At 51.1% G+C, this 22,331-nt stretch carries 28 protein-coding genes and 1 tRNA gene; 12 read left to right on the top strand and 17 right to left on the bottom strand.

All coding sequences use genetic code 11. The annotated features are described in order from the left end of the window. Window positions 1-78 precede the first annotated feature (78 nt). Window positions 79-420, bottom strand: coding sequence for a bacillithiol system redox-active protein YtxJ (ytxJ, locus tag FRY98_RS10425; RefSeq protein WP_148451680.1), 342 nt, complete (start codon window positions 418-420; stop codon window positions 79-81). Between the two features lie 109 nt (window positions 421-529). Continuing rightward, complete coding sequence (locus FRY98_RS10420; protein ID WP_148451679.1) at window positions 530-973, bottom strand: hypothetical protein; 444 nt, start codon at window positions 971-973, stop codon at window positions 530-532. A gap of 170 nt (window positions 974-1,143) precedes the next feature. Here FRY98_RS10420 and FRY98_RS10415 point away from each other — a divergent pair, with 170 nt between their 5' ends. Next, the gene (locus tag FRY98_RS10415) at window positions 1,144-1,671 is read left to right on the top strand and encodes a type 1 glutamine amidotransferase domain-containing protein (RefSeq protein WP_225039876.1); all 528 of its coding nucleotides are present in this window, start codon (window positions 1,144-1,146) and stop codon (window positions 1,669-1,671) included. Between the two features lie 615 nt (window positions 1,672-2,286). On the opposite strand, the gene ptsP is transcribed toward FRY98_RS10415, so the two are convergent. The 6 genes from ptsP to FRY98_RS10385 all read right to left on the bottom strand — a co-directional run bounded on the left by ptsP (window position 2,287) and on the right by FRY98_RS10385 (window position 8,826). Beyond that, complete coding sequence (gene ptsP / locus FRY98_RS10410; RefSeq protein ID WP_148451678.1) at window positions 2,287-4,023, bottom strand: phosphoenolpyruvate--protein phosphotransferase; 1,737 nt, start codon at window positions 4,021-4,023, stop codon at window positions 2,287-2,289. 158 nt (window positions 4,024-4,181) lie between these two features. Continuing rightward, window positions 4,182-4,607, bottom strand: coding sequence for a CoA-binding protein (locus FRY98_RS10405; protein WP_148451677.1), 426 nt, complete (start codon window positions 4,605-4,607; stop codon window positions 4,182-4,184). Between the two features lie 23 nt (window positions 4,608-4,630). After that, window positions 4,631-5,923 (bottom strand): 3-phosphoshikimate 1-carboxyvinyltransferase, encoded by a 1,293-nt coding sequence (gene aroA, locus FRY98_RS10400; RefSeq protein WP_148451676.1) that lies wholly within the window; start codon window positions 5,921-5,923, stop codon window positions 4,631-4,633. 31 nt (window positions 5,924-5,954) lie between these two features. Further along, window positions 5,955-6,467, bottom strand: coding sequence for a shikimate kinase (locus FRY98_RS10395; RefSeq protein WP_148451675.1), 513 nt, complete (start codon window positions 6,465-6,467; stop codon window positions 5,955-5,957). Window positions 6,468-6,663: 196 nt separating this feature from the next. Then, the gene (gene gndA, locus FRY98_RS10390) at window positions 6,664-8,073 is read right to left on the bottom strand and encodes an NADP-dependent phosphogluconate dehydrogenase (protein ID WP_148451674.1); all 1,410 of its coding nucleotides are present in this window, start codon (window positions 8,071-8,073) and stop codon (window positions 6,664-6,666) included. Between the two features lie 156 nt (window positions 8,074-8,229). Further along, window positions 8,230-8,826: a hypothetical protein gene (locus tag FRY98_RS10385; protein ID WP_148451673.1), complete on the bottom strand. Its 597-nt coding sequence runs from the start codon at window positions 8,824-8,826 to the stop codon at window positions 8,230-8,232. 290 nt (window positions 8,827-9,116) lie between these two features. Here FRY98_RS10385 and FRY98_RS10380 point away from each other — a divergent pair, with 290 nt between their 5' ends. Next, on the top strand, window positions 9,117-9,740 hold the full coding sequence (locus FRY98_RS10380; RefSeq protein ID WP_148451672.1) for a YktB family protein: 624 nt from the start codon (window positions 9,117-9,119) through the stop codon (window positions 9,738-9,740). A gap of 27 nt (window positions 9,741-9,767) precedes the next feature. Here the strand turns inward: FRY98_RS10380 and FRY98_RS10375 are convergent, their stop codons facing one another. After that, window positions 9,768-11,036 (bottom strand): MFS transporter, encoded by a 1,269-nt coding sequence (locus FRY98_RS10375; protein WP_148451671.1) that lies wholly within the window; start codon window positions 11,034-11,036, stop codon window positions 9,768-9,770. A gap of 184 nt (window positions 11,037-11,220) precedes the next feature. Between FRY98_RS10375 and FRY98_RS10370 the strand changes: the two genes are divergently transcribed. Next, window positions 11,221-12,696, top strand: coding sequence for an aminotransferase class I/II-fold pyridoxal phosphate-dependent enzyme (locus FRY98_RS10370; RefSeq protein WP_148451670.1), 1,476 nt, complete (start codon window positions 11,221-11,223; stop codon window positions 12,694-12,696). A 66-nt stretch (window positions 12,697-12,762) separates the two neighbouring features. Here FRY98_RS10370 and FRY98_RS10365 read toward each other — a convergent pair whose 3' ends face one another. After that, entirely contained in the window at window positions 12,763-13,086 is a 324-nt protein-coding gene (locus FRY98_RS10365) for a DUF1292 domain-containing protein (protein ID WP_148451669.1), read from the bottom strand. Window positions 13,087-13,200: 114 nt separating this feature from the next. Continuing rightward, window positions 13,201-13,758, bottom strand: coding sequence for a copper amine oxidase (locus FRY98_RS10360; protein ID WP_148451668.1), 558 nt, complete (start codon window positions 13,756-13,758; stop codon window positions 13,201-13,203). A 170-nt stretch (window positions 13,759-13,928) separates the two neighbouring features. Here FRY98_RS10360 and FRY98_RS10355 point away from each other — a divergent pair, with 170 nt between their 5' ends. Next, window positions 13,929-14,663, top strand: coding sequence for an MBL fold metallo-hydrolase (locus FRY98_RS10355; RefSeq protein WP_148451667.1), 735 nt, complete (start codon window positions 13,929-13,931; stop codon window positions 14,661-14,663). A gap of 67 nt (window positions 14,664-14,730) precedes the next feature. Here the strand turns inward: FRY98_RS10355 and FRY98_RS10350 are convergent, their stop codons facing one another. The 3 genes from FRY98_RS10350 to FRY98_RS10340 all read right to left on the bottom strand — a co-directional run bounded on the left by FRY98_RS10350 (window position 14,731) and on the right by FRY98_RS10340 (window position 15,987). Beyond that, the gene (locus tag FRY98_RS10350) at window positions 14,731-14,970 is read right to left on the bottom strand and encodes a DUF3892 domain-containing protein (RefSeq protein WP_148451666.1); all 240 of its coding nucleotides are present in this window, start codon (window positions 14,968-14,970) and stop codon (window positions 14,731-14,733) included. A 72-nt stretch (window positions 14,971-15,042) separates the two neighbouring features. Further along, window positions 15,043-15,489 (bottom strand): GNAT family N-acetyltransferase, encoded by a 447-nt coding sequence (locus FRY98_RS10345; protein ID WP_148451665.1) that lies wholly within the window; start codon window positions 15,487-15,489, stop codon window positions 15,043-15,045. 207 nt (window positions 15,490-15,696) lie between these two features. After that, entirely contained in the window at window positions 15,697-15,987 is a 291-nt protein-coding gene (locus FRY98_RS10340; RefSeq protein ID WP_148451664.1) for a hypothetical protein, read from the bottom strand. Between the two features lie 139 nt (window positions 15,988-16,126). Between FRY98_RS10340 and FRY98_RS10335 the strand changes: the two genes are divergently transcribed. After that, window positions 16,127-16,199: transfer RNA gene (locus FRY98_RS10335), tRNA-Val, on the top strand. Between the two features lie 528 nt (window positions 16,200-16,727). Here FRY98_RS10335 and FRY98_RS29200 read toward each other — a convergent pair. After that, a complete protein-coding gene (locus FRY98_RS29200) occupies window positions 16,728-16,856 on the bottom strand; it encodes a hypothetical protein (RefSeq protein WP_263639231.1) in 129 nt (42 codons plus the stop codon). A 337-nt stretch (window positions 16,857-17,193) separates the two neighbouring features. On the opposite strand from FRY98_RS29200, the gene FRY98_RS28930 reads away from it, so the two are divergent. From FRY98_RS28930 to FRY98_RS10320, 3 genes are all read left to right on the top strand, one after another. Beyond that, the gene (locus FRY98_RS28930; RefSeq protein WP_338114596.1) at window positions 17,194-17,361 is read left to right on the top strand and encodes a hypothetical protein; all 168 of its coding nucleotides are present in this window, start codon (window positions 17,194-17,196) and stop codon (window positions 17,359-17,361) included. A 58-nt stretch (window positions 17,362-17,419) separates the two neighbouring features. Continuing rightward, window positions 17,420-17,662 carry a hypothetical protein gene (locus tag FRY98_RS28925; protein ID WP_225039877.1) on the top strand — a complete coding sequence of 81 codons (243 nt, stop codon included), beginning with the start codon at window positions 17,420-17,422 and terminating at the stop codon, window positions 17,660-17,662. A gap of 307 nt (window positions 17,663-17,969) precedes the next feature. Then, entirely contained in the window at window positions 17,970-18,362 is a 393-nt protein-coding gene (locus FRY98_RS10320) for a hypothetical protein (RefSeq protein WP_148451663.1), read from the top strand. 716 nt (window positions 18,363-19,078) lie between these two features. On the opposite strand, the gene FRY98_RS10315 is transcribed toward FRY98_RS10320, so the two are convergent. Further along, on the bottom strand, window positions 19,079-19,387 hold the full coding sequence (locus FRY98_RS10315) for a hypothetical protein (protein WP_225039878.1): 309 nt from the start codon (window positions 19,385-19,387) through the stop codon (window positions 19,079-19,081). A gap of 139 nt (window positions 19,388-19,526) precedes the next feature. Beyond that, window positions 19,527-20,096 (bottom strand): hypothetical protein, encoded by a 570-nt coding sequence (locus FRY98_RS10310; RefSeq protein ID WP_148451662.1) that lies wholly within the window; start codon window positions 20,094-20,096, stop codon window positions 19,527-19,529. A gap of 163 nt (window positions 20,097-20,259) precedes the next feature. On the opposite strand from FRY98_RS10310, the gene FRY98_RS10305 reads away from it, so the two are divergent. From FRY98_RS10305 to FRY98_RS10290, 4 genes are all read left to right on the top strand, one after another. Continuing rightward, complete coding sequence (locus FRY98_RS10305) at window positions 20,260-20,436, top strand: YjfB family protein (protein WP_148451661.1); 177 nt, start codon at window positions 20,260-20,262, stop codon at window positions 20,434-20,436. 121 nt (window positions 20,437-20,557) lie between these two features. Next, window positions 20,558-21,514 (top strand): TolB family protein, encoded by a 957-nt coding sequence (locus FRY98_RS10300; RefSeq protein WP_148451660.1) that lies wholly within the window; start codon window positions 20,558-20,560, stop codon window positions 21,512-21,514. Between the two features lie 143 nt (window positions 21,515-21,657). Further along, a complete protein-coding gene (locus FRY98_RS10295; RefSeq protein ID WP_148451659.1) occupies window positions 21,658-22,023 on the top strand; it encodes a YidH family protein in 366 nt (121 codons plus the stop codon). 66 nt (window positions 22,024-22,089) lie between these two features. After that, window positions 22,090-22,287, top strand: a complete 198-nt coding sequence (locus FRY98_RS10290) for a hypothetical protein (RefSeq protein ID WP_148451658.1) — start codon at window positions 22,090-22,092, stop codon at window positions 22,285-22,287. The last annotated feature ends 44 nt before the right edge of the window (window positions 22,288-22,331 follow it).

The raw sequence follows: 22,331 nt of genomic DNA, 5'->3' as shown, positions 1-22,331 counted from the left end.
ATTTAATTCACGAGCCCAATGTTTCAATTAAATTTATGATACGACAAAATACTACTTTGTGCAATGATAACGCTTCATTTACACAAGAATTCCTCGCAGAGCCTCTGCGGTGATCCTGGAGTGCGAGGTATGCCAAACCGTTTGTCCATCTTTCACCAAAAGAGCCTGCGGCGACTCATGCTTCACGCCGAGAACCTCTGCCGCCTCGTTGGAGACTTCCCGGTCCTCCACCACATAAATCAATCCGTATGTAATCTTCTCATTCGGAGCCCCGTTCAGGTAATTCTCCAATTCCCGGTATGCCCCGGAACTGATCGGGCATCGCGTACTGTGTTTAAACAGCAGCAGCGGCTCCGTCGCCGAATGTTCCACAACACGGTGCAGATCCTCTTTCGTTGTGATTCTCCTCAATTCTGGCATCTCGCATCCATTCCTTTCAGAAAACCAATTTTCATTTTCCTAAATCATATCTTACCAAAAACGGTATGCGAAAAACAACTCGGGACGACAAATTCATCAAGAAAATCTGTTACTTCGCACCCATAAACTGACGTTCTTTAACAAATTTCGACAAAGTTGCTAACCGTGAGGCTATTTCTTTCATCCAATTTTCATCGTTCATCTTTTGAGCACAGCCGTACAAATCGAGCAGCAGATTGATGCGCTCTTCACAATGCTGTTCCAGCATCGCTTCAAACAAGACGGAGTCCGCCTTGGTCCATTTGCGGAACAATTCATAAAGAACATCCGCCAATTCATTGACTTCGGTGAAATATACACGTCCTTTGACGTCCTGTTGTTTTAACTGATTCAGCAAGTCCAGCAAATCCGGCTTAACGAACGGCAGTACTTCATAGAAGTCGCAGCTGTCGCATTCAAAGATCGGCACCCGGTCAATTTGAAACTTATTTTCAAACATGACCAGCCGGAATCCGAAATTCATTTCTTGTCCGCAGCGGCAAAGCCTGCGCATAGGATCACCTCATAAATAGTCCATCGCGTTTTGGGTCGGTACAAAAGATTTGCCAGTGCAAGAAAGAATATCCTTGCACTATGGGCATGAAGAAGAACATCATTTTTGATACAATTAAAATATTGAAAACGATTTTCGTCAAGGGCAAAAGAAGACAGGAGGAGACGAATTTGAGATTATCTGGTAAGAAGATCATCGCTCTGGTGGATGAAGAATTCGAGGACTTGGAGCTGTGGTACCCGATTTATCGCGTTCGCGAGGAAGGAGCCGAGGTGCATCTGGCCGGGTTCGAGAAAGGCAAAAAATACATCGGTAAATACGGGGTGCCCGCCGTGGCGGATCTGTCGTTCGCGGAAATCCGTTCCAGCGAATACGACGGCATCCTCGTGCCCGGAGGTTGGGCCCCGGACAAGCTGCGCAGGTACGGGAAAGTACTTGAGGTTGTCCGGGAGATGAATGAAGCGAAAAAGCCGATCGGACAAATTTGCCATGCGGGATGGGTTCTCATTTCCGCCGGCATCCTGAAAGGCGTCACCGTCACCTCCACGCCGGGCATACGCGATGACATGGAAAATGCCGGAGCGGTTTGGAAGGACGAGCCCGTCGTCATCGACGGACATATCGTCTCCGCCCGGCGTCCGCCCGATTTGCCGGAATACGGAAAAGCGTTCGTCGATGCTTTGGCCGCCAGGGCTTAAAACGAAAACCACCCGTGTGAACGGGTGGTTTTCTCTAAGGCTATAAGCCTTTATTACCGACTCGCGTCTAAAGGCGCTTACTTTCACTACGTTCAAGCTACTAGGCCGCTGCCGCTTTTGACTACCCCTGAAGGGGTGCGATGATTACTAGTACCCCTTCAAACAACCTTGATAACTTAAAATTCCTGCAGATCTGCATGCTTTTTTCCTGTTTGGACTCAAAATTTCTAAATACCTGCAAATCTGCAGGAATTTTCGACGAAACCGGCTCATTTCTTTAAAATCGCTAGAAATTCCTGCAGATTTGCATCTTTTTTCGCATTCCCTCGGGAATCGGCTTAAATACCTGCAGATTTGCATCTTTTTGGAGTTCGAAGCTTGGAAGCACACTAGGCGCTTCTTTGTATGTGACATATCACTTCGATTAGCCATTAAGCCACCTTTTCCTTTCGTTATACATAGTAGCTTGAACATTCCTATGATAACGCCCCCATCAGGTTTTTTGCTATAAGCATCACTACCCGCATAGCAGGTGGTTTCTTGTTTTCGAACGCTTTGCCAGCTCAACTGGCTAAAGCCCCAAACAAGGCGGACACGTGTCCTCCCCGGTATGTCCTAACGGCCAAGGACCGGATCTTTGCCCAGGTAACGGGTAAGCTCCGCCTCGATTTCTTCGCTCGTCGACAAACCGTAGCAGTAGCGCCCTTCTTCCTCGGCTTCCTTCAACGAGCTGTTTAAGATCCGGTGTTTGACCCGCAGCAAGGACTGCGGCGACATACTGAGCGTGTCGACCCCAAGGTGCAGCCAAATCGGCAGCGCCTTTTCGTCGCCGGCCATCTCGCCGCATACGCTGACCGGGATGCCGGCTTCCTTCGCGGCCGACACCGTTTGGCGAAGCATGCGAAGCACGGCCGGGTGGTAGGAGTTATACATGTGGGCGATCTTTTCGTTCATCCGATCGACCGCAAGCACGTACTGCACCAGGTCGTTCGTGCCGATACTGAAGAAATCGGCTTCCCTGGCGAGAAGATCGGCGATGGCCGCAGCCGCCGGCACTTCGATCATCACGCCGACTTCCACTTCGTCGGAATACGGCAGCCCGCGATCGGACAATTCCCGCTTGGCTTCTTCCACAAATCCTTTGGCCCGTTTCAGTTCCTCCAGCGAGGACACCATCGGCAGCAAAATTTTGATCTGGCCATAAACACTGGCCCGCAAAATCGCCGTCAACTGGGTTTTGAACAGCTCTTTGCTGTCCAGACTGATACGAATCCCCCGATAACCGAGCACCGGGTTTTCTTCCTCCGGAATCGTAAAATACTCCAGCTGCTTGTCTCCGCCGATATCCAGCGTACGAATGACGACCGGGTGGCCGTCCGCCTTCTCGACGATTTGGCGGTATACTTCAAACTGCTCGTCTTCGGTCGGAAATGCCGGGCGATCCATGTACAAAAATTCCGTACGGAACAGGCCCACGCCCTGCGCCCCGTATTTGATCGCCTGCTCGAAATCCTTGACCGAGCTGATGTTCCCGGCAAGCCGCATCCGATAACCGTCCCTCGTCACCGCCTCGACGGATGCGAGCAGCTGCAACTGCTCCTTGCGGCGGCGCTGTTTCTCGGCGATCTCGGTATACCGGTCGATAATTTCCTGCTCCGGATCCAGGTAAAGCCTGCCGTCGTCACCGTCGATCACCAGCAGGTCCCCGGTCTGCAGCGGTTTCGTCAGCTTGTTCTCCAGACCGGACACGAGGGGAATACCGAGCGCCCGGGCCATAATCGCGGAATGCGAAGTTTTCCCCCCGGCCATCGTGACCATGCCCAGCACGTTCTCGGGATTCAAATGCACCAGCTGGGACGGCGACAATTCCTTGGCCACCAAAATGTAAGGCTGGGTATCCGACGGCAGCGTAATCTCCGGCGTGCCCAGCAAATGTTTCAGGAGCCGGTTGCCGACATCCTTGATATCCAGCGCCCGCTCCTTCATATATTCATCATCCAACAGATCGAACATCGTAACAAAATGGTCGATCGCTTCTTTTACAGCAACCTCGGCAGCCTTATACTGCCGTTCGATAATGCCCTGAATCTCGCTCATGAATACAGGGTCTTCCAAAATGGCGATATGCGCATCAAAAATGCTGGACTCCGCGACCCCCACCGTTTCCTTGATTTCATTCTTCATGAATTCAATCTCGGTTTTGGAGGTTCGGATTCCCTCATACAGTCTCTCGAACTCTTTGGCGAGATCCACCTTCTCCATCCGGCGATCCGGCACATCCCACTCCCAGGCGGGCAGCACAAACGCCTTGCCGATGGCGACGCCAGCCGCTGCTCCGATGCCCTGTATCATGTTTCGACCCCCTAAGTCCTTACTGTGAAGTATAGGATACCCTCTCTCTAATACTTTATGGTAAGCCCAGCTTCGCAAATTTGTCAAAGGAATTTAAACAAAGAAGGGCGCCCCCGCCATCTCCGATGACTCCGGGACACCCTTCCGGTATGCATATATTAGCGTTTGCCGATCAAAATGCTGTCCTCCACTTTAATGCAGCGGTCCATAATGACGGTCAAGCCGCCTTTGGAGGCAATTTCATACGCTTCCTCGCTCACGATGCCGAGTTGAAGCCAGAGGACGTGCGCCCCGATTTCCACCGCTTCGCGGGCCACTTCCGGCGTATACTCGCTGCGGCGGAACACGTTAACGATATCCACCGGCTCGGGAATATCCTTCAAGGATGCGTATACCTTCTCGCCGAGAATCTCCCCGCTGACGGACGGATTTACCGGAATAATCCGGTAACCGTTATTTTGCAGCGCCTGCGAGACCATGTACGAGGTCCGGTCCGTCTTGTCGGACAATCCGACGACGGCGATATTTCCGGCATTCTCCAAAATTTTCTTGATTTCATCACGCCCTGGATTTTCAAATGCCATGATCCATCACACCTTTCTTGACCTTATTTTACCCACTCGACCGATGCGCCAAGCGCCTTCAGATGATCGAAAAATTGCGGATACGACTTCGCCACGTGATGCGCATCTTTGATCAATAACGGTTCCTTGCACCGCAACCCTACCACGGTAAGCGCCATGATCACCCGGTGATCGTAATGCGCGTCGATCGTCGCGCCGCCTTCCAATCCCGCGGGCCGGCCGTGCACGATGATTTCGGATTGCCGTTCCTCCACTTTGGCCCCCGCTTTTCTCAGTTCATTCAAGTAGTCTGTAATCCGGTCGCATTCCTTATACCGCAAATTCTCCACGTTGTAGAAGCGGGAGGTTCCGTCCGCAAATACGGCGGCCGCCACCATAGCCAGCACCGCATCGGTTGCCGCGTCGCCGTCGAATTCCACCGGACGAAGCCGGCCGTTCCCCAGTACGTGCACCGTATCGTCACGGTGGCTGAGCGGAACGTCCATCATTTGCAGCACATCCACGATCGCCCGCTCCCCTTGCTTGCTTCTCTCCATCAACCGGTGAATTTTCACGTCGGATTTGGTGACGGCCGCCGCCGCCAGAATGGCCGCAGATCCGGGATAATCCCCTTGCACCGTATATTGTTTCGCCTGGTAGCTTTGGCGCCCCTGAACCCGGAACACCTTATAGTCGCTTGAAGCGTCCACGGTGATTCCCGCTTGCTCCAGCACCTCCAAGGTCTGTCCGATCACGACTTTCGATTTCAGGTCACCCAGCACCTCGATCTCGCTGTCTTCTTCCAGCAGCGGGGTCAAGAAGAGCAGCGCGCTTAAATACTGGGAGCTGACCTCGCCCGATACCCGGATTTTCCCGCCCTTCGGGCGTCCGCCGCGGATCGTGATCGGAAGGCGCCCCTCCCGGTGCTCGATATCCACGCCCATGCTTTCCAACGCTTCGATCAAGTCGCTGTGCGGACGTTTGCCCAAAGAATCCGGGTAGGTGTTCACAAACGTGACTTCCGGACAAAGCGAAGCGATCGCCATCAAAAACCGCAGCACGGCCCCGGCGTTGCCGACATTGAGTTCCTTCACATCCCGCGGATGCTTGCCGAAGCCGGTGATCACGATTTTCTCGTCGTCTTCTTCGAGCACCGCCCCGAGATCCCGGATACAGCGGCGCATCGCGTCGCTATCCTCGCTATGAGCGGGGTAGTATATCGTGCTGGTCCCTTCCGCCAAAGCGGCGACGAGCAAATAACGGGTCGTATAATTTTTGGAGGAAAGCGCCCCGAACTCTCCCTTCAGTTCTGCCGTAGGCCTTACGATCATGTCCATATGTAAAAATCCCCTTTGCAAATATTGTCGATTAGCCGCGGTAATGCATTAAAATCTCAGCGGACACTTCTTCCGCGCTCTTTCCGGTTGTTTGAATTGTGATATCGGCAAATTCATAGGCGTGTTTACGTTCCTCCAGCAGCGCCGCGATTCTGGCTTCGGCTCCGCCGGCGAGAAGCGGTCTGTTCGGATCTTCCCCGACCCGGGCCAGGATCTCTTCAGCCGTAGCGTGGAGGGCTACAACCCAGCCATGCTCAAGCATTTCCCGGCAATTCTCCGGCCGAAGCACCGCGCCGCCGCCGGTCGCCAGCACCGCGCCGCGCTCTTTCAGCGTTTCGCAGAGAACCCGGGTTTCCAAGTCGCGAAAATACCGCTCCCCCTTCTCCTCGAACAGCCGGGGGATGCTGCAGCCCGCTTCGGCGGCAATTAAAGCGTCCAGATCCAGCAGCCGATAGCCGGTCTCCGCGGCGAGACAAGCTCCTACCGTCGATTTGCCGGTCCCCATCATTCCGACCAGCACGATGACATCTTTCTTGCTCTTCATGACCCCACCCATTTCCTGTCGTACACTAAAAAGGCCAAAATAACTTTTTCATATCATAACACAGGCGCGGCTACTTTGGCACCCTTCTTCAATAACGGCATACTCTTCCAGCGTTAAACAAAAAAGCGCCGCGGCAAACGGAGTAATTCCGCAGCCGTGGCGCTGATTTGTAATAGCTCATATTAGGAGACGTCGCTTAGAACCATTGGTGATGGAAGACGCCTTCCTTGTCCACGCGTTTGAACGTGTGGGCACCGAAGTAGTCGCGCTGCGCTTGCAGCAGGTTGGCCGGCAGGCGCTCCGTCCGGTAGCTGTCGTAGTAGGACAGCGCGCTGGCAAAGCCCGGTACCGGAATGCCGTTCTCCACGGCGACGGACACGACTTTGCGCCATGCGTCCTGGTAGCTTTCCACCACGTTTTTGAAGTAGGAATCCAACAGCAGGTTTTTGAGAGCCGGATCGCGGTCGTAAGCTTCCTTGATGTTGTGCAGGAATTGCGAGCGAATGATGCAGCCCCCGCGGAAGATCATCGCGATGTTTCCGTATTTCAGATCCCAGCCGTATTCGTCGGAAGCGGCGCGCATTTGCGCGAAGCCTTGGGCGTAGGATACGATTTTGCTGGCGAACAGCGCCTTGCGCACATTCTCGATGAACTCCGCTTTGTCGCCGCTGAACGGTTTCTTGGCCGGACCGCTGAGCACTTTGCTTGCCGCTACGCGCTCTTCCTTCATGGCGGACAAGAAGCGGGAGAAGACGGACTCCGTGATCATGGACAACGGTACGCCGAGATCCAGCGCGCTTTGGCTTGTCCATTTGCCGGTGCCTTTCTGGCCGGCGGCATCGAGAATCACGTCGACCATCGGCTTGCCGGTCTCTTCGTCATACTGCGAGAAAATGTCGGCCGTAATTTCAATCAGATAACTGTCGAGCTCGCCTTTGTTCCACTCCGTGAAAATTTCATGCAATTCCTTGGCATCCACGCCAAGAACGTCTTTCAGCAAGTGGTAGGCTTCGCCGATCAATTGCATATCGCCGTACTCGATGCCGTTGTGGACCATTTTCACATAATGTCCGGCACCGTCCGGTCCGATGTATGTACAGCAAGGATCGCCGTTCACTTTCGCGGAAATCGCCGTCAAGATCGGCTCGACCAGCTTATAGGCGCTTTCTTGGCCGCCAGGCATGATCGCAGGTCCTTTCAAGGCGCCTTCTTCACCGCCGGATACCCCGGTTCCGATGAAACGGAAGCCCTTGGCTTCAAGCTCCTTGCTGCGGCGCTGCGTGTCCGGGAAGAAAGCGTTGCCTCCGTCGATAATGATGTCGCCTTGATCCAGGTAAGGAAGCAGGCTCTCAATGGTAGCGTCGGTTGCGGAACCGGCTTGTACCATGATCAAAATTTTGCGAGGCGTTTCAAGGGACTGTACAAATTCCTCGACCGAGAACGTGCCGACCAGGTTTTTACCTTTGCCTTCGTTCTCCAGAAGGTCATGCGTCTTTTGCGGGGAACGGTTGTATACCGAAACGGTAAAGCCCCTGCTTTCAATATTGAGGGCCAGGTTTTTGCCCATAACGGCCAAGCCGATAACGCCAATCTGTTGTTTTGACATGGTCTCCATCCTTTGCACACTATTTTTTTATCAATAATATCATTTTAACTCTTTTGCGTACAGAAGTGAACCCCTTGCGGCCGGCGCCCAAGAAAACAACCCCCATGTATTAGGGGGCCGGCAATGATTTTAATCATAGTTTACCTTAAAATACGCCTACCATTCCAGGGCGATCAGTTTGATCCGAATCTTGCGCAATCTTTCCTTGCAAGCTTCGGCCGACGCATCGTCGCCCTTTTGCAGCGCTTCATACAATCGTTCCAGTTCCCGGTCCAGCTCTTGCTGCAGGGTTTCCAACTGCTGTTCCGCCGATTGGGAGGCGTAGATTTCCGCCATCTTCTCCAGGTCCAAGACCGGGCCTTTCTGGTAGATGACGCGGTGTTCCATCCCGTTGATTTCCACCAGTCGAATCACTTCGCCGAACAGAATATTCTCGATAAAAATTTGGCGGTCCTTGAATCGCTTCACCACCGCATGCCCCCGCAGTTCGCCGATCAGCTTCTCCAGCCATTCGGCCAGCTTGGCGTCCTTGATCACATAATCGCCCACGAGCTTGTATCCTTTTCCCAGACGCTGAAAGCGCAGCTTGGTCAGCTTGCGTCCCGTGCGTACGGAAATGATAAAAATGGATTCGTTTTCACTCCAATATAAAGAATATCCGTCTTGGATCAAATCGCGGATCAGCTGCTGTATGTGCCGGCGGTCGAATCGGAGTTCCAGGTTGCAGTATTCCACTTCATAGCTTTTGTTCACGGCACTCCCTCCCTTTTTTCAAGACTCCGTTTCCCTTGTCTTGAAGGGCTTCGGCGTCTTCGCTTTCCTCCCACTTTCGGCTTACCCTATCTTATACTTCATCTTATGTAAAAGAACTTGGATTATTGATTATTTTTACCCTCATCGGGCTGTTTCTGACGCAAAAGGGCGCAGTTCTTCCATCCTCCGGCCGTTTTGCCCCGCCCCGAACCCGGGAATCCGGTCGTGCCAAGTGTGTTATACTTGGGACATAAGTCAAACAGTTAGCGTTGTAATGGAGGTCGGAAAACATGAGTTTTAACGGATTTACCGAACAGGATTTTGATGCGTTGACCGTACCGGGGCTCGAGCCCCGAATGGAGGCCATCATCGGCCATATTCGCCCTAAACTGGAGGCTCTGGGAGGTTCGCTCGCTCCTTATCTGTCCGCGTTGTGCGGGGAGGAAATGCATCCTCATGTGGCCAAGCATGCGCGGCGCAAGGTTAACCCGCCGATCGATACCTGGGTGGCGTGGGCCGGGAGTAAACGAGGGTATAAGGCACTTCCTCACTTCGAGGTCGGTATGTTCTCCACCCATTTGTTCGTCATCTTCGCGGTGATCTACGAGAGCCCGAATAAGTCGGTTTTTGCCGAATACATGATGAAGCACGCCGACGAGCTGAAGGCCGTCGTCCCCGCCCGATTCTACTGGTCGATGGACCATATGAATCCGGACGGCACGCCGCATCGTGAAACCGGCCTTACCGAGCTCCGGAGCATGGGCGAGAAGCTAAAGTCGGTCAAAAAAGCGGAAATCATGTGCGGCCTTCGGCTGGACCGGAATGAACTGATTCTGCGGGACGGGGACAAGCTTACCGCCAAGATCGAAGAGACGTTCCGTTCCCTGCTTCCCTTGTACAAAGCTTCTTTCTAAACCACTGCAAACTTCCCAGCCTGCTTCTTACCGGATCGGTTTTCCGGGGGAAGCGGGCTTTTTGCGCGACAGATGCAAATGGAGAAAGAACAGCAGCGCCATCGAGACGGCACTTGCCACAAACGGAGCCGGCGCGCCCCAGCCGTCCCACATTTTCCCCGACACGGCGGGGCCCATAGCCATGCCGAAGCCCTGGATCGTCAGGAAAAGCCCCCAGACCGTCCCTTTTTCCCCTTTCGGCAGAATCCGGGAAATCATCGTGTCCCACGTCGGCAGAATGCAGGCGTAACTCAGTCCGATCAGCATAACGAGCGCCCATACGGCCGGAAGATTCCGAGTAAAGGCGAACAATCCGACCGCCACGGCGGAGAGCGAAAAGCCGATGTTCAAAAAGAGCGCGGTGCCGTACTTGTCGACCATTTTGCCGACCGGAATCAGTCCGAGCACGGTAATTCCCCCACCCGCGATGAGCATCAAGCTGAACGCCTCCGGAGAGAGTCCGAGCTCCGTCCTTACGAACAGGGTGATCACGGGGGTCAGCAGGCCGATGGCAAAAGACTGCAAAAACAACGCCGGGTATAGAAGCGGGCTGACCTTCAGATTGTTGCGAATCTGCCGGTGGGTCTGCTTGATATTTTCCCAAAGCCCCCCCTTCCACAGAGAAGTTTGGTCCTCGCTCCCTGCCGCTGAAGGCGATTTCGACTTCCCGCCGGTATTCCCCGGTAAGAGCAGGGAGACAAGAATGACGATGCCGATGCATCCGAGCAGGATCCAGAAAACGAGCGTATACGACAATCCGACCAGAAAATTGATGATGACCGGTCCCAGCCCCGTTCCGCCCAGGCTCGAAATCTGAATAACGCCCATGGCGGTGGCGAAATTTTTGCTTTCTTCCGTGACGGACGTGATGCCCATCAGCACACAGGGCCATAACGGAGCGGTACCGACCCCGAGCAAGGTGCACCCCAATACGATGAACCCCATCGTTTTCATGACCGTTATCAGAAAAACGCCCCCAAACGTGATGCAAAGCCCGATCGTCATCGTCATCCGGAAGCCGATCCGTTCGATCAGCCAGCCCGCCGGGCTGCGAAACAGATTATCCCCGATATATTGGCACGAGAAAGACAATCCGATGGCAAACGCACTGAGTTTCAGCACATCTCCTATATAAACGGGCAGGATCGAAACGATCAGAGCCCCCTTTACGAATTCAACCAAAAACATAATAATCCACAAGCAAATAAAAGTGGGGGTAAGCAGTTTTCGCGATGGCAATTTGGCAGCCAGTTCCATGGTCGGTTCTCTCCTTTCTCTTGGCTAACTTTTAAAGTCCGTCCTCTCCAGTCTATCCTTTTTCGCAGTCAACTTAACCTGCCTCGGCTGCTCCCAGGGCCTGGCAGCAAACTTCGCTTGCATTCCGGTCCCAGTTTGCTATACTCAACCTTGTTAAAATTTTATGAAAGGCAGGGATGGCCCTATGGATCACCAAAAAACGCCGCTCTTCTCCACACTTAAAAAACATGCGGCCGCCAACCCCGTTCAATTTCACATTCCCGGGCATAAAAAAGGGCTCGGAACCGATAAAGAATTCCGCGAATTTATTGGCGATAACGCCCTGTCCATCGACTTGATCAATATCGCTCCGCTGGACGATCTTCACCAGCCGACCGGAGTGATCGAGGAAGCGCAAAAGCTGGCCGCCGACGCATTCGGCGCGGACCATACCTATTTCTCGGTACAAGGCACGAGCGGAGCCATCATGACTATGGTCATGTCCGTTTGTTCTCCCGGTGATAAAATTATCGTTCCGCGAAATGTTCACAAATCGGTGATGTCCGCGATCATTTTTTCCGGGGCCAAGCCGGTATTCGTATCCCCCGCGCAGGACACGAACCTCGGGATCGATCACGGGATCACCTCCTCGTCCGTGCGGCGGGCGCTGGAGCGCCACCCGGATGCAAAAGCCGTCCTGGTCATCAACCCGACCTATTTCGGCGTCTGCGCCCATCTCAAGGACATCGTCGATCTGGCGCACAGCTATCATGTCCCTGTGCTTGTGGATGAAGCCCACGGGGTTCACATTCATTTTCACGAGGAGCTTCCGATGTCGGCCATGCAGGCCGGAGCGGATATGGCGGCCACGAGCGTACATAAGCTGGGCGGCTCCATGACGCAAAGCTCCGTGCTCAATATCAACACCAAGAACGGTCTCGTCAGCCCGAATCGCGTGCAGACGATCATCAGTATGCTGACGACGACTTCGACCTCCTACCTGCTGCTCGCCTCACTCGATACCGCCCGCAGAAATCTCGCCCTGCACGGGCGCGAGATGGTCCAGCAGTCGCTGGAAATGGCCCATTATCTGCGCCGGGAAATCAACAAGATCCCGGGGTTGTACAGCTTCGGCGAGGAGATTCTCGGCAGCGAGGCGGCCTATGATCTGGATCCGACCAAAGTGACGATCCATGTGCGCCATCTGGGGATCACCGGCTACGAAACGGAGAACTGGCTCCGCGAGCATTATAATGTGGAAGTGGAGCTCAGCGACATGTATAACATTCTGTGTATCATTACCCCGGGGGACACGCAGGAATCGATCGAAACGCTGCTGACGGCCCTGCGGAGCTTGTCCGAGTGCTATTACAAGGAGAACAACGCGAACGAGCTGATCGTCAAAATCCCGGAAATCCCGCAGCTCTCCCTGATCCCCAGGGATGCGTTCTACGCGGATACGGAGGTCATCCCGTTTCGGGAATCGGCGGGACGCATCATCGCCGAGTTCATTTATGTATACCCGCCGGGTATTCCGATCCTGCTGCCGGGGGAAGTGATCTCGCAGAGCAATATCGACTATATCGTCGATCACGTGGAAGTCGGTCTCCCCGTAAAAGGGCCCGAAGACCGGTACATTAACAACGTCAAGGTTATCGTCGAGGCCGATCCGATTTTCTAGGCTTGAAACGAAAGGGCTGTCCCAAAAGCACACTCGCTTGGGACAGCCCTATTTATGTTCGAACGATTAAGCTTCGTCCTGCTGGGAGACCAGCTCGTTATAAGCTTCCTCCACTTGACGCCATTCGTCCTCGTCTTCGATATTGTAAAGCACCATTTCCTCGTTCTCTTCTTCCATACGCAGGATGATGCCGTCGGCTTCCGGATTGTTCCGTTCCAACAGAAGGGCATATAATTTGTCGCCGACGTCAAACGTCTCGACAAGAACCATTTCTACGTCGTTGCCATGTTCATCCGTCAGCGTCAATACGAACTCCTCATGCTCATGATCATGCTCATGGTCGTGTCCGCAGCCGCAAGCTTCACCGTGTTCGTGCTTGTGATCGCTCATTGAAATACCTCGCTTCGGTTAATTTGATGGGTTGCCAAAACCTGTCGGTTTCCCTCGTATCGTATCATTTTAGAAGGGGCAGGTCAATTTTGGCAAAGGCGCGGTATCCCCCGGTTATTTCTCGGCGATGACCGTCTTCTCCGAAACCAGGGTATAGTCGCCTCCTACAGGCTTCATATAGAAGCCAATGATATACTTCCCTTCGGATTTGAAATCATACGTGTAATCATTTGTACGGAACCAGAAATTATCCCGCTGCTCCTTAATTTCGTCGGACTGAATCACTTTGGATTCGCCGTCGGGAGCGGTGATGGAAACGCGCACCGCGGAAATATCCGTCCGCAGTCCGTCAATTTGAGCGAACACATTGAATTTTAGTTTACCGGTTTTCTTAATATTGATGTTTCCGATGACCGTGTCGCCCGTAAACAAGAACATGTGAACATTCGGTTTATAGTATTTGACCGTTTTCGTTGCCTCATCATATTCGACAAGGCCTTCCAATTCACGAACCGGGACATAAGTTTTTCCGTCGACGATGTAGCCCCCGTCCTGTACTTCTTGTCCGTCCAGGAACAGTTTCACTTTTTGGGTGGCCGAATCGGCAAATAACATAGAACCTCCCATCAGGGAGAATGCAACGACCAGTACAGCAACTCTTCTCCATTTCATCCAAGTAACCCTCCATTACATTCGTGTTGATGTAAATTTATACTCCGGGGATAGGCTCAAGTTGCGGTCATCGACTGAAACAATCCACTTTTTTTGCCGGGCCCGCTCTTTCGTTCGGATTCAAAATCGTGTACATTAATGGGAGCAGATTAAACCAAGGAGGGGTAACATTGCCACTGCGCCTTCAAATGCTGGGTACGGGCAGCGCATTCGCCAAGAAGTATTACAACAACAACGCTATATTGTACGCGGAAGATTACACACTGCTCATCGATTGCGGAATTACGGCTCCGCTCTCCCTGCATCAACTGGACAAGTCCCTGGATGAGATCGACGGGATTCTGATCACGCATATCCACGGGGACCACGTTGGCGGCTTGGAAGAATTCGCTTTTCGCATGAAGTTTATTTGGGGCCGCAAGCCCGTTTTGTATATCGCCGACAAGCTCGTTCATCCGCTGTGGGAACATACGCTGAAAGGAGGATTAACCCAGGAAGGCATCGCATCGCTGGAAGATGCCTTCGAGGTGAAAGTGCTGTCGGAAGGCACTGCGCACCACCTCTCTCCATGCCTGTCCGTCGAATTGATTCAAACGCCGCATATCCCAGGTAAAGACAGCTACTCCCTTTACATCAACGGCGAGACTTTTTACAGTGCCGATATGATCTTTCAACGGGATTTGCTGACCCGTCTGGTCGAAGAAAGAAACTGCCGTAAAATTTTGCACGAAGTTCAACTTCAAGGCCCCGGCCAAGTACATACCGAGCTCAAGCAGCTTCTGTCCCTTCCGGCGGAAATCCGCCGAATTATTTTGCTGATGCATTACGGGGACGAGATGGAGAATTTTATCGGACAGACCGAAGAAATGGAGTTTTTACGCCAGCATCAAATCTATACGTTGTAACAAAGAGAAGCAGCCCGGCCGGAATTCACGGTCGGGCTGCTTGTTTAAGTTATGGAATTTCAAGGATTTACTCAAAACGAGGGAGCGCGTCCAAGTTGTTGCTCGGATCGCCGTCCGCATCGCTCCGGATGTACATTTCTCCGTCCCTTCCCTTAAACAGGTTGGCCCCGGCAATCGCTCCGGCCTGGACCTCGCGCTTGGCCTGCTCGTAATCCAAAACGCGGCCGCTTGAGGTTTTAAAAGCGGTCAGATCTCCGTCGCCGTTTTTTTGCACCGCAATAAACCTTTCTCTTGTATCCATAGCCATCTGCCCTCACATCTCCTCTGTTTGAGTTTGGGTGATGGGTATAGCATGTCCTGTTTTTCGCAGAATATGAATCTACTTGAGCGGTTTGACCATCCGTACATGCGGAATCCCCGCGTCATCGAACGGCTCGGTGGAAATCGTTTCGTAGCCGAGCTTGCGGTAGAAGCCTTCGGCCTGGCATTGCGCATCCAGTACCGATTGCGAAAGGGCCAGCTCTCTCGCCAGCTCCTCCAGCGCGATAAGCAGGATTTTTCCGATCCCATGGGAGCGGAACGCTTGGCGCACGGCGATCCGCTGCATTTTGGCCGAATTGTCCTTATAGTACGTCAATCTCCCGGTTGCCGCGTAGGTCCCGTCGACCTCCACCAGGACATGATGCACATCCGGGCTAAGCTTGTCGAATTCATCGATTTCCAGATCGATCGGGACATTCTGTTCCTTGACGAACACTTCCTTGCGAATTTCAAGACAATGCTCCAATTGCTCCTGCGTCTCCACATGTATAATCACTGCAGCCATTTACATGCCTCCCCTAGATGGTGTTACATCAATAAACATTGAACTGCAACATTATACAAAAAAACCGTTTTCGTGTATAGTTGGTTGCAGAAGCGATTTATTTGGGAGAGGGGTCGATCCGGCTATGGTTATGGGCGTTACGATCGCAGCGGCTGTGCTTATCGCGGTGTTATTGATCGCCTCCATGTTCTATGTCACCAAAAAAGGCTACTCCCGCAAATGGGACGAAGAGTAGCCCGAGCTTGGCTCTTCGCTTTGGGGATGGATGATGGTCTCTTTCGAGTAGACCTCTTCCTCCACGGTCGGCGCATAGACGCCATCGGTGACGAAGGGACCAAGCCACCAAGGCGAAGCGACCGCTTGCCGGTCCAGAGTGGCCTGGCTTGGAGCCAGCATACATCCGCCAGCCAAAGTCATAAACGCCAAGGCGACGGTCATTCCCAGAACCCCCTTGCGTATAGGGCGCTTGGGAAGGGCCGTAAGTTTGCGTTTGAACATAAGGTTTTTACCTCCTTGGCAAATGAGTGTCTTGGGTTCTAGTTCTCATTGTTGCCCGGATAACCGCACCTATTCAGAAAAAAAGAATTGACATCTCCCTATGTTCCTGCTAATATAAATTTTGTCTTCACTATATTCTGATCTGTTAGCTCAGCTGGGAGAGCACCATCTTGACAGGGTGGGGGTCAGTGGTTCGAGCCCACTACAGATCATAGCTGAGAGCCCTTGCGTAGCAAGGGCTCTTCTTTTTTCTTACGATTTAATAAGGGACCAAAAAACCTATATTGGGGCCGAATTGGGGTCTCATCAATTTTTAATTTTTTTTAGACCGTTTTGTCTATTTTCATAGAATTAATTTTGCTACTTCCAGTAGAGGGATTTAAACTAAATTCAAATATAAAGCGGCCACTGGTAATCCACCATGTGGTAAATTTATATCTATCTTTGGTTTTCCGGTAGCTGTTCCATTAAGGTAATTCAATTTGCTTCTGGTTTCTCTAACAGGAAAATACCACAATTGGTATGATGCAAAGGATGCCGGCAGCGGCCCATCCAAATACGCAATTGACAAGCACAATAACAACAAAGGACCGTTCAGCAAACGTACTGATTACGTTATTTTCAACAATATCCTAACGTTCGAAGTGAATGAATATACTGCAACGTCTGCTACCTATAAGTAAAAAGGCGAGACAACGAAAAGACCACTTTGGCTTATGCCTCGGTGGTCTTATGTCATTTTATTGCTTCGACTTTTGGGACGTTCCTTTAGGGGGATCTGCATCAGCAAATTCCGTATTAAGATTTGGAACACCTAATTTCTTTTTTACTTGCTTGGAGCTGTGCTTCGCATTATTCTTCTTATCCATCAATACACCTCCTGTTGGTAGTATTATGCGGCGAGCAACTTCGCCCTATGCGTTGTGATGGTCGCGGATAACAACTCGCCCATAACTTACCGCCTCACTACTGGATAGCCAAACGCTATAATCGGTAAAGAGGTGTTTTAAATTTATTGATCCAATGTTACTCACAACAGCCCCGGTCCGTTCAGCGATCCGCGCTCCATATTTGAACCGAAAATCACGGACACCGGTTGATCTTCTCGCAAGAGTCCGCTAACGTCCACCCTGCACTCGGCAGTACCCGGAGATTAGCTGCGGTTTATTTTCACACGACATCGAACTTGACGGTGAAATCGCATGCGTGGACCCGGCGACCGGGGTGTCCGATTTCGAGTCGGTAATGACTCGGTTCCAGGCGAAGCGCGCCGGCAAAATTGCACGCCTCTCCGCTACCCTTCCGGCCTATTATGCTGTGTTCGACATTCTGCGGTACAAAGGCGAGGACCTGCGGAAGTTGCCGCTCCTTTAGCGCAAAGAAATCCTCGCCGGCCTGACGATGCCAAACGCAAATTTTGGCGTTGTCCCGTATGTTGAAAGGTGTGGGCGAAGCTTTGTTTGAACAGATCAAGGCCCGTGGGCTGCTGGCGTACATGCTCTCCAAACTTGACAGTTTCCGTTTTTACATTGACGAGCTGGTCAGGCACACGACCGAGGGAAAGGACAGTATCCGCGCCGGCATGAAGGAGCTCGAGCAACTGGGAACCCGGTCAAAAATGAGCGCGGCAAGATCATGTCGTGGGGGCTGGATATTTACGAAAATCCCTATATAAAAACCTATTTGAAATACTTCAGCCAGAAAAAGAATAAACAGCATATGAGGGTAACAACAGATCAGTATGGATGGATTATGAATCAGATAGATCACCTGAAATCCTCCGACATTACGGTGAAGCAATGGGAGGACCAGGTGAGAGATCATTTCGAAAAGCTCCCGGCAAAGAACAACGGGAATATCATTGCGTTCCTGCATGCGTCGCACAGGCGGGTTGATGTGGGGATATTTGATCAGTTTAATTGGTGAATAAAAAAACATACACTCCACATACTTACGATAAATAAACTTAAGAGGTGGAAGTTATGGCATTAATTTTTCCGGCAAGTTTAGACGAATTGGCTAGGGAGACTTATGTTTCAATTGATATTCCTGCGGGGGAAAATAGGAAGCTCACCTTTTCAGTCAATGCAAGTAGACCACAAGGTATTGGCATCTACGGACCTGAAAAACTTAAGTACACTGAAAAATATAGTACTTCCGATTTTCAGAGCATAGTCCTACACGGCTTTAATGATATCATTGCAACGTACTGCATAGCTGGATGGGCCTTTTTTCCGACATCAGACGGTGGAAGGTGGCTTCAGAGCAAAGTCCGGGTAAATGAGCAAAATGTAGTGGGGTTTGACGATTTTGTGGATGATGGAGATTTTAATGACCTTGTAGTAGAAGTAACCGCTACTGGTTCATCTGACTAAGAGCATGTAATTCGAATTAAAAGCCATGACCAGGCAGCACTTCTTACACTGGCTCGCCTCTTTATTTCGGAAATCCTCCAAGATATTTGTTACGGGCTACCTTGCCTATTTCAGCCAATCCCTAATTGCTGCCAATTCGATATCCGATTTTTTTATCCTAAAGCGATCGGGTAAAGCCCATTCAGGGTGGGCAACTTGGAATCCGGCCCATCCAACTTTTAGATAATTCAAGTATAGAAAAGTGGCCTCACCTTCTCTCGATACTCCAAATTTCTGGTGCCAAATCTGGTGCCGAAAGTTAAATATCGGCACCAAAAACCAACAAACACGAACAATGATACGAACAAGAAAACCCCTTATATACTAAGGGTTTTCGCACTCCAACAATATTCAACAAAATAAAAAACATTCTTAACAGGGTGGGGGTCAGTGGTTCGAGCCCACTACAGATCATAGCTAAGAAGCTTGGTGTAGCAAGGCTTCTTTTTTGTCTTGCGATTTAATAAGGGACCAAAAAACCTATATTGGGGGACAATTTTAAAATTGAGCCAAATATCCATTTTCCCCGCTTAAGTCGCAGTCGGAGCACCGGACAGATTCTCAATATCGGTGGATCCGAATATCAGCAACGTAATGACAATAATTAGGAGAACATTGTTAGCAAAATTTTCTCCATCAAAATTACTCATATCCTTCACCTGCTCTTGAAGTTTTATTTAGCTGTTACCCGTCTTCTTTTTCAATGCTTCCATAAAGTCGTTTAAAGTGATATTTCCATTTTCATTCATAAAATTAACAAGTTTATCGACAGTGTCATTATTCAATGTTTTAAATTTGCCAACGAGGCTGACGAATAATGATGAATCTGTATACAACTGAACCGAATCCACTTTAAGCCTTCCCGTTAAAAGCAGGGCTGCAACGACGAGCTCAAGTTTTTTGTTTCCTTGAAAAATAGGGGGAGAACTTTGTTTGTTTCTCTGCACCCGCTTAGTCTGTTTATTTTTTTGAGTTCGAGCAGCCATTCTTCCTTCCCCCATTACCTAATAACACTACTAATGAACTGTCATTTCATCAATTTATTCACTGAAAATGCATTTAGTGAGGGACAAAGTAGAGATTTGTTCAAATTGATTTTATGCCTCGCATAATTCTGCCCGGACATCATTTCCCCTTCTCAAGTTTCGACATAACCGACTGCACCTGCCCCCATTCCAGCAAACATCTTTCGAGTTCGGGTTCCAACCTGGTTTGGATACTATCCTTAAGATCTTTAATTTCTTCTTCTAGTCTTTTTAATTTTTGATCTGTGGCTGAAGCCTTTCGTTTTTCGGACATTTCAATGAGTTCTGAAAAATTCTTTTTTTCGTTGATTAGATAGGAAATTCTGTTTTCCAACTGCCTCTTGCTTTCTTCGAGATGTTCTCGATTCGTCATATCCGAATATTTATTGGAAGCGTCCTTTGCGGGCTGCTCGGATTCAATATAAATCGTACCCCCTTTGTATTTAAAATCGGCTTCTAGCGCATCAGCTAAAGGGCGAATCGGGACTGTTGTTTTCCCGTCGATCACAGCACCCTTGTCTTCCAACGGGCTACCGTTAACCACCACCGACACTTCTCCCGTTACCTTCTGACCGATTAAACTCTTCACTTTAGCTGAAACCGTTCCGGCCGAGGCTGCCACCATCACGCCAAGAAGAAATGAACCCGCAATATACGCCGTTTTTTTCATAGATATAACCTCCAATGGTATAATTATTCTAATATTGCCCTACCCAACACTTATTGTGAAGGAATCGTCGTCTCACCGATATGATTTATGATCCTTCAAGATTTCCCCTCCGGGAACCGATAATAACGGAGTATACTCATTCCATAGGCGAGGAGGAGCAAACATGGACATTGGAGCCTTATCCACCGCATTGTCCCAAAGCAGCCTGAAGCAGGCCGTGGGCATCTCGGTGCTGAAGATGGCGAAGGAGCAGACGGTTACGGAAGGACAAGCCCTGATAAAAATGATGGAGCAAAGCGTAAACCCGAACCTGGGCGGTAACATCGACATTAAAGTTTAACCCGACTTGTCGCGACATTTAGGAAGAGGCCTTTATAAGGTCTCTTTCTTTTTTCCCTATTCGCCCAATTTCAACTCTCGAATAGACTGTTAGCAGTTCAAATTCGGAAGGTGGAAAGCGAATGAGTTTATCGTTGTATCGGGAAAAGATTCTGTTTACCGCGGGCACGGGGCCAGCAGGCTATGACATCTGGGCATATGTTCCCCTGACTCGGTGGATCATCCGGCTTACCCGGGGACTCGCCGAGGCTTTTTCTGTGCCCTATCCCTCCCGGGATGGCCGCCGTCTAGCCTTTATCGGCAGGAATTCCATCCTTTACGCCCTTGATCTGCGAAGCGGATCGCTGGCTCAACTGGATCGGCTCGAACCTTACACCCTGCTGGACTGGTCCCCGGATAACGGGTATCTGAGTTATGTCAAAGAAGGACGCATCGTTATTTATCACTTGGATTCCCATCGACATACCGTTATTGCCACAGTCGGCGCCACGGACGCCGGGTGGTTTCCATCGGGAACCTCTCTGCTTTATGCCGCGCCCGATCCTATCGGTAACGTACAGCTATATCAAATTAACCCGAACGGAACGAACGTACGGCAGCTAACCCGGAATGAGGAAGGGCCGCTGCACGATGTTCGCCTCTCCCCTGACGGACGATTCGCCCTGTATACGTCTCCGGGGGCCAGCATCTCCCTGATCAGCGTAGTTAACCTGGCGACCGGCCAAACGACCCGTCTTGAAGGGGGGCCTGAGGCAAAAAACTATAATCCCGCCTGGTCTCCCGATTCCTCGCGCATCGCTTACAGCGCCACTTCTTTGATTCAAAACCGATACATCTCCTATATACAGACAGACCGCAGAGAAGGCGGACAGATCGCGACCTGGGCGGTATCCTCGTGCTTCTCCACTCCGGTCAGCTGGTCTCCGGACGGCCGGCGCATCGCTTATTTGTCGGGATGTGAAGGGCAGGAATCCGCAAAAGAACTCTGGATTGCCGATACGAACGCGCTCCGTTACCCCGCCAAAGTTCTCGAAGCCGGCTCCCTTACCGCCATCGCATGGATAAAACAGACCCCTTGAAGCAGACTAAAAACCAGATGAACGAACAGATTCGAGTGAACAACCCCGCTGCTTCTCCCCTATAAACTCATTTATTTAGTCCGAAAGTAAGATCGGGCGATTGAAACGGGTAATGGGAAGTGACGGGAGGGAGGAATGGCACATTGGAGGAGCATACCAATACGGAAAACCGTTATGTTCAGCAGCATTTAGCTAATGAGCGGACGTTTTTGGCCTGGATTCGCACGAGCGTCTCGATCATCGGCATAGGCTTTCTCGCCGCCGGATTGGTATTTAACTCCACCTACAGCGAGATTGCCCGGGTTTTTTCCGTAATTGCGGGAATGGGATCGCTCGTTTTCGGAACCGCCGTCATCGTGGCCGCCGCCCTGGAATATCGCATAAAGCGGACGCAGATCAACCGGAATGAATTCCGCTCCTCTTACATCATCGTCAGCTTGATTCTGATTTTGATGCTGATCCTATTCGGCCTTCTCTTTTTTCTGATGTATTTTCTGTTGTTTGCTTAGCCGGATGCGGCCTAATAGCTGTACAGAAACGTCCGCCTTTTAAATCCGCAAAGGAAGGTGTTATTCATGGATCGCAAAAAAGAAGAGTTCAAAGGCTTAGGCTACGGCCCGGGAGTCGACCCCATCCCCGAGGCCGATAACGGCACAGCCTCCACGGACATGCTGGAAGATATCGTCGACGAAATGTTAAATGATCCGGTGGAGAACGACCAAGCGAAGGATCAAGCTCGACAGCCGGGCAACAAGAGAAATACGGACAAATGAGGAGGGCCATAGTGCCCTTCTTTTTTGGCTTCGACGTTCAACGA

The organism is Paenibacillus faecis (assembly GCF_008084145.1).
GTDB classification, from domain to species: domain Bacteria; phylum Bacillota; class Bacilli; order Paenibacillales; family Paenibacillaceae; genus Fontibacillus; species Fontibacillus faecis.
Note: the sequence above shows the minus strand (reverse complement) of the source record. Positions and strands in the feature narration are given on the sequence as shown.

What these genes read in the sequence shown, in the direction of transcription:
- FRY98_RS10290 (WP_148451658.1), top strand. Translation starts at nt 22,090, where the DNA reads ATGGATCGCAAAAAAGAAGAGTTCAAAGGCTTAGGCTACGGCCCGGGA.
- FRY98_RS10360 (WP_148451668.1), bottom strand. Translation starts at nt 13,758, where the DNA reads ATGAAATGGAGAAGAGTTGCTGTACTGGTCGTTGCATTCTCCCTGATG.
- FRY98_RS10375 (WP_148451671.1), bottom strand. Translation starts at nt 11,036, where the DNA reads ATGGAACTGGCTGCCAAATTGCCATCGCGAAAACTGCTTACCCCCACT.
- FRY98_RS10350 (WP_148451666.1), bottom strand. Translation starts at nt 14,970, where the DNA reads ATGGCTATGGATACAAGAGAAAGGTTTATTGCGGTGCAAAAAAACGGC.
- gndA (WP_148451674.1), bottom strand. Translation starts at nt 8,073, where the DNA reads ATGTCAAAACAACAGATTGGCGTTATCGGCTTGGCCGTTATGGGCAAA.
- FRY98_RS10380 (WP_148451672.1), top strand. Translation starts at nt 9,117, where the DNA reads ATGAGTTTTAACGGATTTACCGAACAGGATTTTGATGCGTTGACCGTA.
- ptsP (WP_148451678.1), bottom strand. Translation starts at nt 4,023, where the DNA reads ATGATACAGGGCATCGGAGCAGCGGCTGGCGTCGCCATCGGCAAGGCG.
- FRY98_RS10420 (WP_148451679.1), bottom strand. Translation starts at nt 973, where the DNA reads ATGCGCAGGCTTTGCCGCTGCGGACAAGAAATGAATTTCGGATTCCGG.
- ytxJ (WP_148451680.1), bottom strand. Translation starts at nt 420, where the DNA reads ATGCCAGAATTGAGGAGAATCACAACGAAAGAGGATCTGCACCGTGTT.
- FRY98_RS10395 (WP_148451675.1), bottom strand. Translation starts at nt 6,467, where the DNA reads ATGAAGAGCAAGAAAGATGTCATCGTGCTGGTCGGAATGATGGGGACC.
- FRY98_RS10405 (WP_148451677.1), bottom strand. Translation starts at nt 4,607, where the DNA reads ATGGCATTTGAAAATCCAGGGCGTGATGAAATCAAGAAAATTTTGGAG.
- FRY98_RS10310 (WP_148451662.1), bottom strand. Translation starts at nt 20,096, where the DNA reads ATGAAAAAAACGGCGTATATTGCGGGTTCATTTCTTCTTGGCGTGATG.
- FRY98_RS10315 (WP_225039878.1), bottom strand. Translation starts at nt 19,387, where the DNA reads ATGGCTGCTCGAACTCAAAAAAATAAACAGACTAAGCGGGTGCAGAGA.
- FRY98_RS10370 (WP_148451670.1), top strand. Translation starts at nt 11,221, where the DNA reads ATGGATCACCAAAAAACGCCGCTCTTCTCCACACTTAAAAAACATGCG.
- FRY98_RS10300 (WP_148451660.1), top strand. Translation starts at nt 20,558, where the DNA reads ATGAGTTTATCGTTGTATCGGGAAAAGATTCTGTTTACCGCGGGCACG.
- FRY98_RS10340 (WP_148451664.1), bottom strand. Translation starts at nt 15,987, where the DNA reads ATGTTCAAACGCAAACTTACGGCCCTTCCCAAGCGCCCTATACGCAAG.
- FRY98_RS28925 (WP_225039877.1), top strand. Translation starts at nt 17,420, where the DNA reads ATGTTGAAAGGTGTGGGCGAAGCTTTGTTTGAACAGATCAAGGCCCGT.
- FRY98_RS29200 (WP_263639231.1), bottom strand. Translation starts at nt 16,856, where the DNA reads ATGGATAAGAAGAATAATGCGAAGCACAGCTCCAAGCAAGTAAAAAAG.
- FRY98_RS10365 (WP_148451669.1), bottom strand. Translation starts at nt 13,086, where the DNA reads ATGAGCGATCACAAGCACGAACACGGTGAAGCTTGCGGCTGCGGACAC.
- aroA (WP_148451676.1), bottom strand. Translation starts at nt 5,923, where the DNA reads ATGGACATGATCGTAAGGCCTACGGCAGAACTGAAGGGAGAGTTCGGG.
- FRY98_RS10305 (WP_148451661.1), top strand. Translation starts at nt 20,260, where the DNA reads ATGGACATTGGAGCCTTATCCACCGCATTGTCCCAAAGCAGCCTGAAG.
- FRY98_RS10320 (WP_148451663.1), top strand. Translation starts at nt 17,970, where the DNA reads ATGGCATTAATTTTTCCGGCAAGTTTAGACGAATTGGCTAGGGAGACT.
- FRY98_RS10345 (WP_148451665.1), bottom strand. Translation starts at nt 15,489, where the DNA reads ATGGCTGCAGTGATTATACATGTGGAGACGCAGGAGCAATTGGAGCAT.